This window comes from Ruegeria hyattellae, assembly GCF_041537925.1.
Lineage (GTDB): Bacteria > Pseudomonadota > Alphaproteobacteria > Rhodobacterales > Rhodobacteraceae > Ruegeria_C.
On sequence record NZ_JBGOSH010000012.1, the window covers coordinates 35,693 to 50,191 of the forward strand.

Here is a 14,499-nt window from a genome sequence, read left to right on the forward strand (position 1 = left end):
GATAACATCAGGCTGAATCTATCATATATCCACGACCGCGAGCCGTTGTGATGAGATTGGATCCCAGTTTCTTGCGCAAGCGGGTTATGAAGACGGCGATGGTATTCGAGTCGCGATCCCCGTCATACTCGTAAATGTGTTCGGAAAGTTCAGTTCTCGAAATCATGCGCCCGGCGTTATGAGCCAGATAGGTGAGCACAGCAATTTCTTGTGCGGTCAGATCAACTGGAATTCCGTCTACGGTCACCCGACCATTTCGAGTGTCCAAAATGACATTCCCCATCTCGATCACCGAGTTTAGCTGCCCGCTTTGGCGACGCAAGATGGCACGCACGCGCGCCGCCAGTTCAGGCATGTGAAATGGCTTCGTCATGTAGTCATCAGCACCCGCATCCAAACCATCTACCCGCTCGCTCCACCCCTCTCGTGCGGTCAGGATCAACACCGGAGTTCTTATGCCAGCGCTGCGCCATTCGCGCAAAACGGATATGCCATCGCGTTCCGGCAGGCCAATGTCGAGGATGATCATGTCGTATGGCTCGGTCGACCCCAGATGCAGGGCCTCAACACCGCTATGGACAACGTCTACGACCCGACCTTCAGCATTTAAGAGCTTTTTGATCTGCTCGCAAAGGTGCGGTTCATCTTCTGCCAGTAATAGTCTCATGCCATGAAATCATAGAGGCTCGGATGGGGGCATTTCTATCATTTTTTGCCTCCGCCCTTACCGCCGCCGTTTCCACCACCGTTGCCGCCGTCATTGCCTCCGGAGTTTCCACCTCCGTTGCCGCCGCCATTGCCTCCGGAATTTCCACCTCCGTTGCCGCCGCCATTGCCTCCGGAGTTTCCACCTCCGTTGCCGCCGCCGTTGCCGCCGGAGTTTCCACCTCCGTTGCCGCCACCGTTGCCACCGGAGTTTCCGCCGCCATTGCCACCGGAGTTTCCGCCGCCATTGCCGCCACCGTTCCCGTTGGCGCTACGATTTCCGCCATTGCCTTTGATGCCTTTGTTGCTGGCTTTCCCGTTGGATTTGGCGTTGGCCGAGTGTCCGGGATTTGAACGTGCAGCCTCTGATATCTGGCGACCGACACGTGACCGGTTTGGTACAACAGCGCCGGTTTGCGCGTTGACGATGACGCTGATGATTTTGCCGTTCGGCTTCTTAACCAGAATTCGATAATAAACTTTGTCTGTCTTGAAGGCCCGTGCGTCGACGGGGGTTCCGCCAAAGACCTTCTCGACGCCTTTGATGACTTTCTTCAAGCGGATGGCACCACCCGATGTGGTCGCCTTGCGCAGCTCGGATTGCTTCAGTTCGCGAGCAGCAGCGTTCCCCTCTCCGGCCAGGAGAAGAGTGGCCATACATATCATCGCCAAGAGCTTCCTCATCGTTGACACTCTTTACTGCGCAAAACTCTCCCGAAGCTACCGATTTCAATGTGAACTGTCGATGAACAGCCAGTTCCGCCTCAGTTCAACGAGCATGCGTTCAAATGGCGGTGTTCACTGATTCGAACGCCAGCCTTCTGCGCCCGACACCCGATTTTGGCGGGGTCCGGAACGCCAAATATAGCCCGTGATATGTGAGGCCTGTTATGAAGACCACCAAAACCAGCGCGTTGAAAGCTTCCGCCATCGCAATTGCCCTTCTGGGGTCAACAGCGATTGTCGCGACGGTCGCGGTTCCCGATTTTGCATATGCAAAAGAGGGTAAAGGGAATGGTGGCGGCAAAGGCGGTGGCAAAGGCAACGGTGGTGATAAGGGCGGTGGCAAAGGCAACAGTGGCGATAAGGGCGGCGGCAAGGGCAATAGTGGCGTCGGCAAAGGCGCTAAGAGTGGCGGATCGGCTGCGGGTAAGAGTGATGGACAAAAAACCGCGGGACGGTCTGACCGCAAAAGCTCCAAGTCGAAAGGGTCTGGCTCGAAATCCTCCAAGCGGAAGGGGTTCTCTCTGAAGGGCTTGTTTGGCGGCCAGAAGACCCGCACCACGAAAGCGAAATCCAGCCAGAGAACCACTCGTACAATCCAAAAAACCGCAAGAACCGCCACGGTCACCAAATCAATTCGACCTGCAGCCCGGGCATCCGGAGACACAATGGCCGAGCTTCTTGGAGCGCACCCCTCGGAACTGGGCGCGCTGAACGCCGCCAATGCCAGCGAAACCGCACTGCGGAACGCGTCTCCCAATTCACGCGTCGGCCGCATTGCGACGTACCGCGATACGGTGCTTGAGGGGGACGAACTGCGCGAAGACTTGCAGGAAGCCGAAGATCATCTCGACAGCCTGGAACCGCCTGAGCGGCCATCAAGTGAAGTCGAGGACGATCTTGAAACAGCGCTGAACGATGTCCAACAGAACAAGGAAAGAGTAACCGAGCTGGAAGACGCACTCGCCGATGCCGGTGGTTCTGATCCAGAGATCGAAGCAGAGCTCAATGCCGCCAACGCTGATCTGGAGGACTCCATTGATACCGCCAAAGACCTGAACGCTGAACGGAAATCTGCTGTCGAATACGAGGATAAGGTGGCCGAGGTCGAGGACCTAACCGAATTGGCAGAAGATCAGGCAGATATCGAACGCGAGGCGCTCGAAAACGCGGCAAACAAGCCGGTGACCGACGAGGTTGAAGCCACCGTAAAATCAATTTTGGGCCTCTAGCCGCTCAATACCATCCGCCCTGCCACTCACAGAGGCGTAGCGGGTCGGGTCAGCCAAGCAATGACGAATTAGCGCGGCTGACCCGGCCTTTTTTGTTCGACCCTGGTCAGTTCAAGTGGGATAGGTGACAGGCTGATCCACTACACCTGAATATACATGAAACAGCCCGCTCCGATCAGGAGCGGGCTCTGGCCACTGCGGTTTCCCGAGTAGAAAGTAGTCGGGGAACACTGAGATTCTTGCGTCGCAAACTCAGCCGTCCCTTTTTGCCTCATCAAGTCGCTTGTTCTTAATGATTTCCGAGAGAGAGATTTCGATAGGAGGGAAGCGACTACTGCTCAAATTTGTAGTTTTTGAGACTCCGCTGCACAGCGCAGACTTTGAGGGATGTGGTTCTGCGGGAGTGCGTTGCATCGGAAGCTCAATGGCGCTCTTGTTCATGCGTTTCCCCTTCCATGAAGTCGAGCATTTGGTGGTTCACCCGGCCCAACGAATATCAGTATGCTCGAAATTGCTTGAACGCTCACAGAACACTTCGTTCACGTTCTGTTAATATTGCTGTTCACGCATCGACGGTATTGGTTAACACCTCGAATGAGCACGACGGTCTATCCTCAACGCAGACTCAAATTCCGAAAGACGCAATCCTGCTGATGCCCGCGCATGGGCTTCGGCAACCTAGACGGCTGACCCGCCAAGACCTCAAGCAATGGCATTCATTGTTCACGAGTCAGTTCAGGATGTCCGCAACCGCGCCTATCAGATTCAAAACCTGGTGGGAATCGCGGCTGACCTCATAGACATAGCCGCCAGCCTGCACGTAGTAGCCATTCGGTCGTAAACCCCATCGGCGCGGATCGCTGAGAGCGGAGTAGTCGTTGTAGATATAGTCGCCGATCCCATAGCGCTTAAGCTGCCCGGGCGGGACACATGGAACGGCCTTTTTCGCTAGCCCAGGTGGACAGTGCGCACGGCCAGGATTGACCGTCGCAGGCAACTGCACTGCATGTTCTTTGTGACTCTTGGCTTTGTTGTTTCCTTTGCCCTTGCCGTTATTTGCAAAGGCAGCCGGAGCCATCACTAATGTGACCACAGCCAGCATCGAAACCAAAAGTCTCATCTATCCCGTCCCCAATGATCGTTGGCCCATCCGTCTGCAGGACTGACTTAGCCCGTTGGCGATGGAATTTAAGCCCTTGCATGCCAGAAGTGGCAGGATGTCGCTTGAAACTGCCGCCTGCCCGAACACGCCTCAATCAAGCCACCCGCATAAGCACGTCGAGCGCTTGATCAATTTGAGGGGCCCGTGCACGACGCGCTTGCCCAAGCGGGCGACGAAAACCATGAAACTCAGGCCCATAAACTCTCATAATGAATGAGGGAGCTTCTGGGGGCAGTCCACCGCCTGTGATCTCTCAGTTGTTAGATTAGCCTATACCTTGCTCGAACCCGTGCAAGCCGCTCTTCTATCGGCGTTGCGTTTTCCCTCGCTATCCACGACAGCGCTTCAACATGTAGTTCCAAGAAGTCATCGAATGTGTCCGCAGGTACATTAGAGATTGCCGCGCGAGTGACAAACAACCCGGCGAGCTGCGTATCCAGTTCCTGCATCTTTGCGGTACGGTTGGCTTGGGTGACGTCGCTGGGAAGAACGCCCGCGCAGTTATGCAAGAGATCGTTGCCGATCACGGCCTCAACCTGATGCCGGAGCTTACGAATGGGCCAGCGGGCGCGGTTGCTGGCTGTGGCGGACAAATCCGAAATGCAGGATCGGTGCATCCATTTGCTCTGGCCTTCGCTTTCATATTCGTGGAGGGGGGAGTTACAAGAGCCCCAGTGCATTGGGCTACCGCCCGCCAGCCCCGCAAAACCATTATCCCAATGGGAACAGGACCGACAATGCACTAACAATCAAATTGGACCACTTAGCCGGGGCTGATCAGCCATACGGCGCTCATCTGCTAGCTTTCATACAAATCCAATGAATTGACAGTTCCGGCCACAATTATAAAAATTTGGCCATGCCCGAAAATTCTCTGCACAACCTCGAAATCGTTGTCTTAGTTGCCCCGCATTTTAACGTTTCGGCGACGACATCTTTTGTCGACCCTTTCAGAGTGGCAAACTACCTGTCGGGATCAGCGCGCTTCACCTGGACCTACGCATCGGAAACAGGCGGAATTGTAGAATCGAGCAGCGGTTTGCTTATTCAGACGAAAACGATCGAAACGGTTGCCCACCATAAACCCTGGCTCGTCCTCGTCAGCACAAGCTGGACGCCCGAGCGGCACATGTCGCCCTCGCTCAGGGCAGCGCTTCGGAAATGGGCGGCGGCAGGAACAATTGTTGGCGGTCTGGACACCGGAGCAATTGTCTTGGCAAACGCCGGTCTGCTGAAGGGCAAAACCGCAACAGTTCATTATGAACACATCGATGCTTTTATCGAAATCGCACCGGAGACCAACGTATCGGAGCAAATGTTTGTTTTAGAAGGCAGAGTTTTCACCTGTTGCGGCGGCACGGCCGCGACAGACCTTGGGTTGCGGTTCGTGCATTCAGTTGCTGGAGAGAGCATTGCGAATGCCGCGGCACGATACCTGTTCCACCACGATGTACGCGGAGAGGATCGCTCTCAGAACCCCAAAGGAATTGAACCGATGGGATATGCAACATCGGCTGCGGTTCGGGAAGCGATCGATCTGATGGAGGCAAATCTGGAAGCGGTCGTCTCGATCCCTGAGATCTCAAGGCGGCTGGGCATCTCACAAAGACAACTCAGCCGATTGTTCAGGCAATATGTTCACAAGTCGCCGGTCGAATACTACCGCAAAATCCGGCTTGATCGCGCAAGGGGTCTGGTGACGCAAACCGAATTGAAGTTTAGCGAGATTGCCGCTGCTTCCGGTTTCAATGGTCAGGCTCACTTTAGTCGGGCTTACAAGCAGCGGTTTGGGCTTTCGCCCAGAGAAGATCGCATTGAAGGACGTGTTCCGTTCGAATTCCGCGCTTGGCCAATGTTCGATCCGCATATCAAGAGCGAAGGCTCCGTGTAGCTGTCTGCATGGCGGTCAGCATTTTGTCTCTTTCAGCTGAAAGCTCTTCTGTGTTCCGGCCGCGTGCCTGTTCGGCCATCCCTTCGACCAGTTGTCTTATCACAGCATCGTCGAGCCGCGGGTCACCCAAATCATCCCACCAACCGTTGAACGTGTCCTTGAAGTGATCGCAGAACGCCTGAAGCCCACCTTCTCCCGCCCCGAGGTGAAACAGTGTCGTTGGTCCCATTGCAGCCCACCTCAGCCCAGGCCCCGCCCACATCGCCTTGTCGATGTCTTCAACGCTGGCAATGCCTTCGACCGCCATATGGACGGCTTCACGCCAGACCGCAGCCTGCAAACGGTTCGCTACATGCCCGGGTAAGCCCTTGTTGATCCGTATCGTGACTTTGCCGATGTCTTTGTAGAAGGTTTCGGTGCGATCCAGAACGGTTGGAGCCGTGGCGGCATTTGCAGTCAATTCCACGAGTGGGATCAAATGCGGAGGGTTGAACGGATGCCCCAGAATCAATCTGGCTGAATCATGCCAGCCCTCCTGCAAGGCCTCGAGGGTTAGCCCCGAAGTCGAACTCGATACGATCGCGTCTTTTGCCAGGACGGGTTCGATCTCTTGATAGGTTGCATGTTTTATGGGCAGTCGCTCTGGGACGTTTTCCTGGATAAACTGCGCATTACTCACAGCTTTCGCGGCTGTTTGGACAAACTCAATGGCATCCGGTGTGGCGCGTTTGGTGAGGTTCAGCTCTTCCAAAGCAGGCCAGGCTTTTTCAACAAACCCGCGCACGGCGGTTTCGACATTGGGATCAGGGTCAAACACGACCACGTGACGACCTGACGCCAGAAACAAGGCCGCCCAGCTTGCGCCGATAACACCTGCACCCAAAATGGCGGTCCGTTCGATTGCCGACATCAAAACAGTCCCGGATTAAGCGGCGAGGCGGCAGTCATGCCCCCGTCTACCGTGAAGAGTTGACCTGTGGCAAAAGACGCCTCGTCAGAGGCCAGCCACACGGCCATCGACGCGATATCGGCGGCGGTGCCAAAGCGCCTGACGGCGTGACGCGCCAGGGCATCGCCCTTGGCCGCCGCCGGATCATCGGCGAGGTCAAAGCCAGCATCCAACATGCCGGTTTCAATCCAGCCCGGGCAGATGGCGTTGCAGCGTAGTCCTGGCCCGTGATCCACCGCGATCGACCTTGTAAGGCCATGAACAAAGGCTTTCGAGGCGTTGTACAGAGCCATGGACGGGTCGGCGACGCTCCCCGAGATCGATCCGATATTGATGATCGAGCCGCCCTCGCGCATCTGCGGGATCAGGGCGCGGCAGACGTTGAATACCCCCTTGGCATTGGCACCCATTACCAGGTTCCAATCAGCATCTGTGCTGTCCACAACGGTCTTTTCGACCTGCACACCGGCATTGTTCACGACGATGTCCACTGCGCCAAGCTTACCAGCAGCATTGGCGACGGCATCCGTGTCAGAGACATCCAGCGCCAGCCATCCGGCTTGAATGCCGTCCGGGGCGGCACCCCGGCCACATGTGACGACCTCAGCGCCTTCAGCGATGAATGTATCCACGATACCGCGTCCGATTCCCTGCCTACCGCCAGTGACGAAAGCCTTTTTTCCAACCAGCCGCATCAGTGCGCAACCATGACATGGCGGATCGCGGTATAGGCGTCCAAAGCATAAACGGACATGTCGCTGCCGGTGCCGGACCCCTTCATTGCGGCCCATGGCATTTCGGGTGTTGCGACCCCATGCGTGTTCACCCAGGTGAATCCGTAGCGCAGCCTCGAGGTCATCTGCATGGCGCGCCCGACATCGCGGGTCCAGACCGAAGATGCCAGCCCGTAAGGTCCCGCATTGGCAATGTTTAGAGCTTCTTCCGCGTCCGAGAAGCGCGACACTGTAACCACCGGGCCAAAGACCTCGTTGCAGGCAATCTCGGCGGTGTTGTCCACATTGGCGATGAGTGTGGGCTGATAGAAGTACCCGCTTCCTTTGCCCGGCGCGCCACCAGAAACGACTTGAGCCGTGCCACGCGCCCGGTCGACAAAACCTGCGACACGATCTTTTTGGGCAGCAGATACCAGCGGGCCCATTTCCGTGCCGTCGGCCTTGGGTGCACCAATCCGGATTTGGCCAATCTGGTCAGAGATTGCATCGACGAGCTTGTCGTAGGCGCGGTCCGCAACCATGATGCGGCACGGCTGGGCGCAATCCTGACCTGCGTTGAAATAGCTGCCATAGCGGATCGTCTCGGCCACGGCCTTTAGGTCTGCATCGTCAAAAACGATTACGGGTGCCTTGCCACCCAGTTCCAGATGCACAAGTCTGATTTGATGTGACGCTGCTCGCATCGCGGCCATGCCCGTGGCGGGCGAGCCGGTGACGCTGATGGCTTCCATCTGAGGGCTGTTGATCAATGTACTCCCGACACCGGAGCCGCGGCCATGGATGACGTTCAGAACCCCTTTGGGCAGCACATCCTGCAATAGCTCGGCCAGCCGCAAGGTGGACAGAGGCGTAATCTCGGACGGTTTCAACACCACGGAACACCCGGCTGCAATAGGGGCGGCGAGTTTCCACGACGCCATCATCAGCGGGTAGTTCCACGGGGCGATTGCAGCCACAGGGCCAACCGGATCACGCCGGATCATGGAGGTATGGCCCGCAACGTATTCACCTGCGGCAGAGCTCATCATCGTCCGTGTTGCGCCTGCAAAAAAGCGGAACACATCTATCGTCAGCGGCATTTCATCATCATGGGCGGACGGCCAAGGTTTGCCGACATCAAGGCTTTCCAACCCGGCAAGTTCCTGGCTGTTGGCCTCGATCACGTCAGCGATTTGCAGCAGCATCGCCGCGCGCTCTGCAGGCGTCGTGGTCGAGAAGGCCTCAAAGGCTTCGGCCGCGCCGCGAACCGCCGCGTCGATTTGTTCTTGGCTTGCCTCGCTCACTGATTCGAGAACTTCGCCAGTTGCCGGGTTCATCACATCCAGCGGTTCGCCCGTTCCTTCAACCATTTCCCCATTGATTAACATTTTTGTCTGCATTCGCCCCTCCCTAGAACCCAACAAGATCGCCACCCTTCAAGGCGAGGCGTTCCCTCGCTTCCGAAGGTGTGGCCACGGTGAGGCCGAGATTTTCAATGATTGCCCGGATTCGGGTAACTTGCTCAGCATTGGACTTTGCCAATTCGCCTTTTCCGATGAACAGGCTGTCTTCCAACCCCACACGTAGGTTGCCACCAAGCAGGGCGCTTTGCGTGGCAAAAGGTATCTGGTGCCGCCCGGCAGCGAGAACAGACCATTCATAATTTTCTGCGCCGAATAGCTTGTCCGCGGTGTTGTGCATATGCGTCAGGTGATCGGGGTCAGCACCAACCCCACCCAAGATTCCAAAGACCATCTGGATGAAGAACGGGGGCTTGATCAGCCCCTGATCCACGAACCATTTGACATTGTAGAGATGCCCGAGATCGTAGCATTCAAATTCGAACTTCGTGCCATGATCGCCACCGAGCTTATCGATGGCGTGACGAATGGTCTTGAAGGTGTTGGGGAAGATGAAATCTTCCGTCATCTCCAGGAACGGACGTTCCCAGTCATGTTGAAATTCGGTGTATTTCTGAAGCATCGGGAAGATGCCGAAATTCATCGACCCCATGTTTAGCGACGCCATTTCGGGGCTGGTCGCGGTCGCGGCCTGCAGCCGGTCGTCGATCGACATGCCAAGTCCGCCACCGGTCGAGACGTTGATCACGGCGTCTGTGGACTGTTTGATGACCGGCAAGAACTGGCCAAACAGGTCCGGTCGAGGATCAGGCTTGCCGGTTTCCGGGTGACGGGCATGAAGATGGATGATGGAGGCCCCGGCCTCTGCCGCCTCGATACTTGCGGTTGCGATCTGGGCGGGTGTGATCGGCAAATGAGGCGACATCGAAGGCGTATGGATACCGCCCGTTGGTGCGCAGGTGATGATGACGGATTTGGACATCAGAGTTTCATCTGCTGTACTTGCGCCGACAGGCCGCCATCCAAAACCCACAACTGACCCGATGCGTAACGTGCTTCGTCCGAGGCCAGCCAGTTCACCAGATTGGCAATATCCTCGGGTGTTCCGTAGGTCCGCATCGGATGCACGTCGCGCACCGCCTTTTGCAGCGTCTTGATATCGCCGCCAGCACCGCCGGATCCGTCGCCGTTGAAGAAGCTTTGCAACATCGGCGTGTCGATGTATCCGGGGCAGATCGCGTTGACGCGGATGCCGTCTGGTCCGTGGTCACAGGCCATGGCTCGCGTCAGGGCGTGAACGGCACCTTTTGTCGCGCAATAGGCCGCGAGTCCGGGATCCGCGATGAACCCGTCATACGAGCCGAAATTGATCAGGCTGGCGCTGCGTCCTGAATTCGCCGCTTCGCGCATCAGCGGGATCGCATATTTCGAGGTCAGGAAGGTACCTGTCGCGTTGACGGCAAAACTCCGGTTCCACTCGTCCAGAGTGGTTTCCTCGACCGTTTTTTCGATCTCAATGCCCGCTGCATTCACGAGAATGTCCAAGCTGCCATGCGCATCGCGGACACGCTCCATTGCGGCGATTGCATCCGTCTCTTTCGTCACGTCCAGCGTCACGAAATGACTGCCATCATCGTCGTACTTGTCCAGTGTGCCTTCCGGGGTGAGGTCGGCGGCATAAACCGTGGCGCCTTCTTTCAGGAAGCGGGTGACAATGGCCCGTCCGATCCCGCCTCTTGCGCCCGTGACAAGGGCGACTTTATTGTTGAGCATCATTGGCCTTGATCCTTCAAAGGTGGGTAACGGTACCGCTTGGCAGCCAATGTCCAATCCATGTGGTTTCGCACATATTTCTGGCTGGCATTCGAGGGTGGGTCATAATCCCAGGACTCGCTGGCCCCGGCCTCCATCGCCGCGTGCAGGGCGCGCCTGGATTTCTGAGTGGCGATGATCTTCTGCCGCAAATCCTCACCGTCCCAGCGATCCTCGACTTCTTTCGCAAACGCGGCTACGGCCTCAGCGTAATGCGGGTCTGTTGCGAGATTGGTGGTTTCAAGCGGGTCAGACACGAGGTCGTAAAGCTGTGGGGGATCGCTGTCACAATGAACGAACTTGAGCGATCCACGCCGGATCATGATCACAGGATATCCTGTCATTTCGGCGCAGTATTCCCCGATTGCCTCGTCAACCGGATCATCCTCGCCACGCGCGAGCGGCATGAGGCTCCTCCCATCAATAGGCTCGCCAACCATGCTGATGTCACCGCCTGCGACGTCGATAAGGGTCGGCAGCAGATCAACAAGGGAAACGGCGTTGCTCGCGCTACCGCTTGTGATCCCCGGTCCGGCCATCACAAGCGGCACGCGGGCGGAATGCTCGAAAAAGTTCATCTTGTACCAAAGACCGCGTTCCCCCAGCATGTCACCGTGATCCGCGGTGACGATGATGATGGTATTGTCCAACGCATCAATCTCATCAAGGGTTTGAACCAGCTCACCGATCTTGCTATCGAAATAGCTGACATTGGCTAGATAGGCGCGGCGGGCTCTGCGCACCTCGTCTTCAGAGAGCGGCACAAAAGACGCTTCGATCCCATCCATCAATCGGCGTGAAAAAGGATCCTGCAACTCAAGCGCGGGAACGAAGTCGGGCAGGTTGATTTCATCATCGGTATACAGGTTCCACCATTCGGGCCTTGCGACATATGGGTCATGAGGGTGGATAAAGCTGGCGACCATCGCAAAGGGCGACAGGTTTCCAAGTGCATTGTCGCGGGCCGTATCGAACAACCAGCGCTTTGCCGCAAAGGCAACTTCATCATCATAGTCGATCTGGAACGTCGCCTGCGCCAGGCCACTTTCCTTGACCGTCTGCATGTTGTGATACCACTTGTCGATCCGCTCGTCGGGGGCTTCCCAATCGGGGGTCCATGCGAAATCTGCAGGGTAGATATCGGTGGTCACCCGGTCCTCGAATCCGTGCATCTGGTCCGGGCCGATAAAATGCATCTTGCCCGACAGACAGGTTCGGTAGCCCAGCGATTTGAGATAATGCGCAAAGGTCGGCACGGATGCCTTGAACTCGGACGCATTGTCATAGGCGGCGATCCGGCTGATCAACTGCCCCGACATGAATGCAAAGCGCGACGGTGCGCAGAGCGGTGAATTGCAATAGGCGGCATCGAACCGCATGCCGCGTATCGCCAGCGCATCGAGGTGCGGTGTCTTTGCAATGCTGTGCCCATACGCCCCTATGAACTGCGGCGCCAACTGGTCCGCCATGATTACAAGGATGTTGGGCGGCGTCACGTAGCACCTTTGGCATAGGCATCCAGGACGAGCCCGTGAAAGTGATGCACGGCATGTTCGGATTTGCCAGACCCGTCCGGATCATTGACGATCCGGCCCTGGGTGAAGGCGGGTGTGTTCATCCCACGCTGTACACTTTCGACCAGATTGATGTCTTCGACCTGAAGCACTTCATCCAGGTAGCGGATCGCATCAAGCTCCATCGCGTCCGGCTCGGGTGTTTCCAGGAAGAAATCGTAGGTTTCCAGTGTCCGGTCCGGACCGACCGGGATGATGTTCAGAACAATCATGCTGGAACGACCCGGATACCGCATTAGGCAGGTCGTAGGCCAGAGCCACCAGACCGCATGGGTTTTTATGGTTGCATTGGACACGTCATAGGCACTGTTGGATGATTTTCCCGCATCCGCCATGTGGCTGGAATAAATGCTAAAAGTTGTGACCTTGTAGGTATCCATATCCACAAGATCGCAGAAATCCTTGTGCGCCGTCGGGCAATGGTAGCACTCAAGAAAGTTATCAACGACGTTTTTCCAATTCGACTTGATATCGTATGTAAGGCGATGGCCAAAGGTAAGTTGATCGACATCAGGAGCCCAGTGCCGCACCTCAGTCTCAAGATCATCAGAAAGTTCAGAAAGTGAAACGGCGCTTCGGTCCAGATTTACGAAGACAAATCCGCAAAACTCTTCGACTAGCACTTTGTCCAGACAGATTTCATCCGTACTGAAGTCGTGCAGGTTTTCAGTGTGTGGCGCGCGGGCCAGCCGCCCATCCAACTTGTAGACCCAAGCATGATAGGGGCACATAATCCGGGTGGTATTGCCGTCGCCCGAAAGCAACGCGTGCGCACGGTGCTTGCATACGTTGTAGAAGGCTCTCAGGACACCGTCCTTATCCCGAACAACCGCAATGGGGTGACCGGCGATATCAACGGTTGTGTATGAGCCTGGCTTTCGGGTCTTCTCGACATGGCACACCCATTGCCAATTTTTCGAGATGATCGACTTGAGATCAACATCATACCATTTGTCGTTGGTATATGCGGTTGCATGCAACGAAGTTGAGCGTGATGGGTCAGGATCGTAACCTGAATTGATTGCGTCTGTCTTCGTCATTGTTCCCCTCCCGATATCGGCAAAGGTTACGCTCACGCAGAATACTCTCTATACAATTTTCGCCGGATATTTAACTTTTTTGGCATGGTCGGGATACGTCAACCCGAAGCTTCGAACGCACATCGCTCTTCAATGCACTGCTGGGCACCGGATCAGTCATCCATGCCCCGCCTGTCGGGAAAACGACCTGCAGAATCGTTTTCTCGCTCTGCGAACTTCAACGGCAGTTTGGCGGTCCAGCGATGCGCAATGAGTTTGAGTGCGCCAACCATGGTTGCCATGTGATCCGTGTCTTCAGCGTCAACCCGTCCATCGCCCGAGGGAACACTCCCACTGCGCCTGACCGTTTGCATCGGTCTTGGAGCGTCTTTGAGGGCTCATAATGAAGAAGTGCATCAACACCTAGCGACCTCGGCTGGTGTCTGGCATGATCAGCCATGCGGATGCACTGCCCCGCACCAACATGCTGACCCGCCGTCGTTCAGCGACCGGGGATATCATCGCGGGGAGGGGCGGGTTCCCAGCGTTCGATCAGATCCACCGCGTCCTGTGCCGTGTCCACGAAGCGGAACAGGCCCAGATCTTCGTCCGAGATCGTGCCCGCATCGGCCAGCGCCTCCCAATTGATGACCTTTTCCCAGAAGGCGCGACCGAAAAGCAGGAACGGCACGCGGTCCATTCGCCCGGTCTGGATCAGGGTCAGCGCCTCGAACAGTTCGTCCATCGTGCCGAAACCGCCGGGAAAGATTGTGATGGCGCGGGCGCGCATCAGGAAATGCATCTTGCGGATCGCGAAATAGTGGAAGTTGAAGGCCAGCTCCGGCGTCACATGCAGGTTCGGCGCCTGTTCGTGGGGTAGCACGATGTTCAGCCCGATCGAGCATCCGCCCGCATCCTCGGCGCCGCGGTTTCCGGCCTCCATCACGCCGGGCCCGCCGCCGGTGACGATCACGTTCTCGCGGCAACCGCTTTCTTTCGATTTCTCGGTCATCAGCCGGGCAAAGGTGCGGGCTTCGTCATAAAATTCCGACAGATCCGCCAGCGTCTGGGTGCGCGCGGTGTGCTTTTGCGACGGTTCGGGAATGCGCGCACCGCCGAACATCACGATGGTCGAGGTGATGCCATGTGCGTCCAGCATCATCTGCGGTTTCAACAGCTCAAGCTGCAAGCGCACCGGGCGCAGCTCGTCACGGCACAGGAAATCGTCATCCGCAAAGGCTAGCCGGTAGGACGGTGACCGTGTCTGCGGCGTATCCGGCACCTCGCGGGCAGTGCTGCGGTCAGTATGGGCGTCTCGGAAGGGGCTCAGGCGGTGGTCTTCTTTCATTGCGATGTCT

The 14,499-nt window shown here is 56.8% G+C and carries 14 protein-coding genes; 2 read left to right on the forward strand and 12 right to left on the reverse strand.

The window, feature by feature from the left end:
* Positions 1–7: 7 nt before the first annotated feature.
* Both AB1E33_RS22300 and AB1E33_RS22305 read right to left on the reverse strand, forming a co-directional pair.
* A complete protein-coding gene (locus AB1E33_RS22300) occupies positions 8–667 on the reverse strand; it encodes a response regulator transcription factor (RefSeq protein WP_372579455.1) in 660 nt (219 codons plus the stop codon).
* 38 nt (positions 668–705) lie between these two features.
* A complete protein-coding gene (locus AB1E33_RS22305) occupies positions 706–1,362 on the reverse strand; it encodes a PepSY domain-containing protein (RefSeq protein ID WP_372579456.1) in 657 nt (218 codons plus the stop codon).
* Between the two features lie 233 nt (positions 1,363–1,595).
* Between AB1E33_RS22305 and AB1E33_RS22310 the strand changes: the two genes are divergently transcribed.
* Complete coding sequence (locus AB1E33_RS22310; RefSeq protein WP_372579457.1) at positions 1,596–2,660, forward strand: hypothetical protein; 1,065 nt, start codon at positions 1,596–1,598, stop codon at positions 2,658–2,660.
* Between the two features lie 730 nt (positions 2,661–3,390).
* On the opposite strand, the gene AB1E33_RS22315 is transcribed toward AB1E33_RS22310, so the two are convergent.
* Together AB1E33_RS22315 and AB1E33_RS22320 are read right to left on the reverse strand one after the other, a co-directional pair.
* Positions 3,391–3,780 carry a hypothetical protein gene (locus AB1E33_RS22315; protein WP_372579458.1) on the reverse strand — a complete coding sequence of 130 codons (390 nt, stop codon included), beginning with the start codon at positions 3,778–3,780 and terminating at the stop codon, positions 3,391–3,393.
* 302 nt (positions 3,781–4,082) lie between these two features.
* Entirely contained in the window at positions 4,083–4,349 is a 267-nt protein-coding gene (locus tag AB1E33_RS22320) for a hypothetical protein (RefSeq protein WP_372579459.1), read from the reverse strand.
* 332 nt (positions 4,350–4,681) lie between these two features.
* Between AB1E33_RS22320 and AB1E33_RS22325 the strand changes: the two genes are divergently transcribed.
* On the forward strand, positions 4,682–5,713 hold the full coding sequence (locus tag AB1E33_RS22325; protein ID WP_372579460.1) for a GlxA family transcriptional regulator: 1,032 nt from the start codon (positions 4,682–4,684) through the stop codon (positions 5,711–5,713).
* Here AB1E33_RS22325 and AB1E33_RS22330 read toward each other — a convergent pair.
* The 8 genes from AB1E33_RS22330 to AB1E33_RS22365 all read right to left on the reverse strand — a co-directional run bounded on the left by AB1E33_RS22330 (position 5,691) and on the right by AB1E33_RS22365 (position 14,489).
* Positions 5,691–6,623 carry a 3-hydroxyacyl-CoA dehydrogenase NAD-binding domain-containing protein gene (locus tag AB1E33_RS22330; RefSeq protein WP_372579461.1) on the reverse strand — a complete coding sequence of 311 codons (933 nt, stop codon included), beginning with the start codon at positions 6,621–6,623 and terminating at the stop codon, positions 5,691–5,693. The genes AB1E33_RS22325 and AB1E33_RS22330 overlap by 23 nt on opposite strands.
* Positions 6,623–7,357, reverse strand: coding sequence for an SDR family NAD(P)-dependent oxidoreductase (locus AB1E33_RS22335; protein ID WP_372579462.1), 735 nt, complete (start codon positions 7,355–7,357; stop codon positions 6,623–6,625). Before AB1E33_RS22335 ends, AB1E33_RS22330 begins: the two co-directional genes overlap by 1 nt.
* The gene (locus AB1E33_RS22340; protein WP_372579463.1) at positions 7,357–8,775 is read right to left on the reverse strand and encodes an aminobutyraldehyde dehydrogenase; all 1,419 of its coding nucleotides are present in this window, start codon (positions 8,773–8,775) and stop codon (positions 7,357–7,359) included. The genes AB1E33_RS22335 and AB1E33_RS22340 overlap by 1 nt, the downstream gene beginning before the upstream one ends.
* A gap of 10 nt (positions 8,776–8,785) precedes the next feature.
* Positions 8,786–9,718: a 3,5-dioxohexanoate:acetyl-CoA acetone transferase gene (gene kce / locus AB1E33_RS22345; protein ID WP_372579464.1), complete on the reverse strand. Its 933-nt coding sequence runs from the start codon at positions 9,716–9,718 to the stop codon at positions 8,786–8,788.
* Positions 9,718–10,512, reverse strand: a complete 795-nt coding sequence (locus tag AB1E33_RS22350; RefSeq protein WP_372579465.1) for an SDR family NAD(P)-dependent oxidoreductase — start codon at positions 10,510–10,512, stop codon at positions 9,718–9,720. The genes kce and AB1E33_RS22350 overlap by 1 nt, the downstream gene beginning before the upstream one ends.
* The gene (betC, locus tag AB1E33_RS22355; RefSeq protein ID WP_372579466.1) at positions 10,509–12,044 is read right to left on the reverse strand and encodes a choline-sulfatase; all 1,536 of its coding nucleotides are present in this window, start codon (positions 12,042–12,044) and stop codon (positions 10,509–10,511) included. The genes AB1E33_RS22350 and betC overlap by 4 nt, the downstream gene beginning before the upstream one ends.
* Positions 12,041–13,162 (reverse strand): aromatic ring-hydroxylating oxygenase subunit alpha, encoded by a 1,122-nt coding sequence (locus AB1E33_RS22360; RefSeq protein WP_372579467.1) that lies wholly within the window; start codon positions 13,160–13,162, stop codon positions 12,041–12,043. The genes betC and AB1E33_RS22360 overlap by 4 nt, the downstream gene beginning before the upstream one ends.
* A gap of 481 nt (positions 13,163–13,643) precedes the next feature.
* The gene (locus tag AB1E33_RS22365; protein WP_372579468.1) at positions 13,644–14,489 is read right to left on the reverse strand and encodes an LOG family protein; all 846 of its coding nucleotides are present in this window, start codon (positions 14,487–14,489) and stop codon (positions 13,644–13,646) included.
* Between the last annotated feature and the right edge of the window lie 10 nt (positions 14,490–14,499).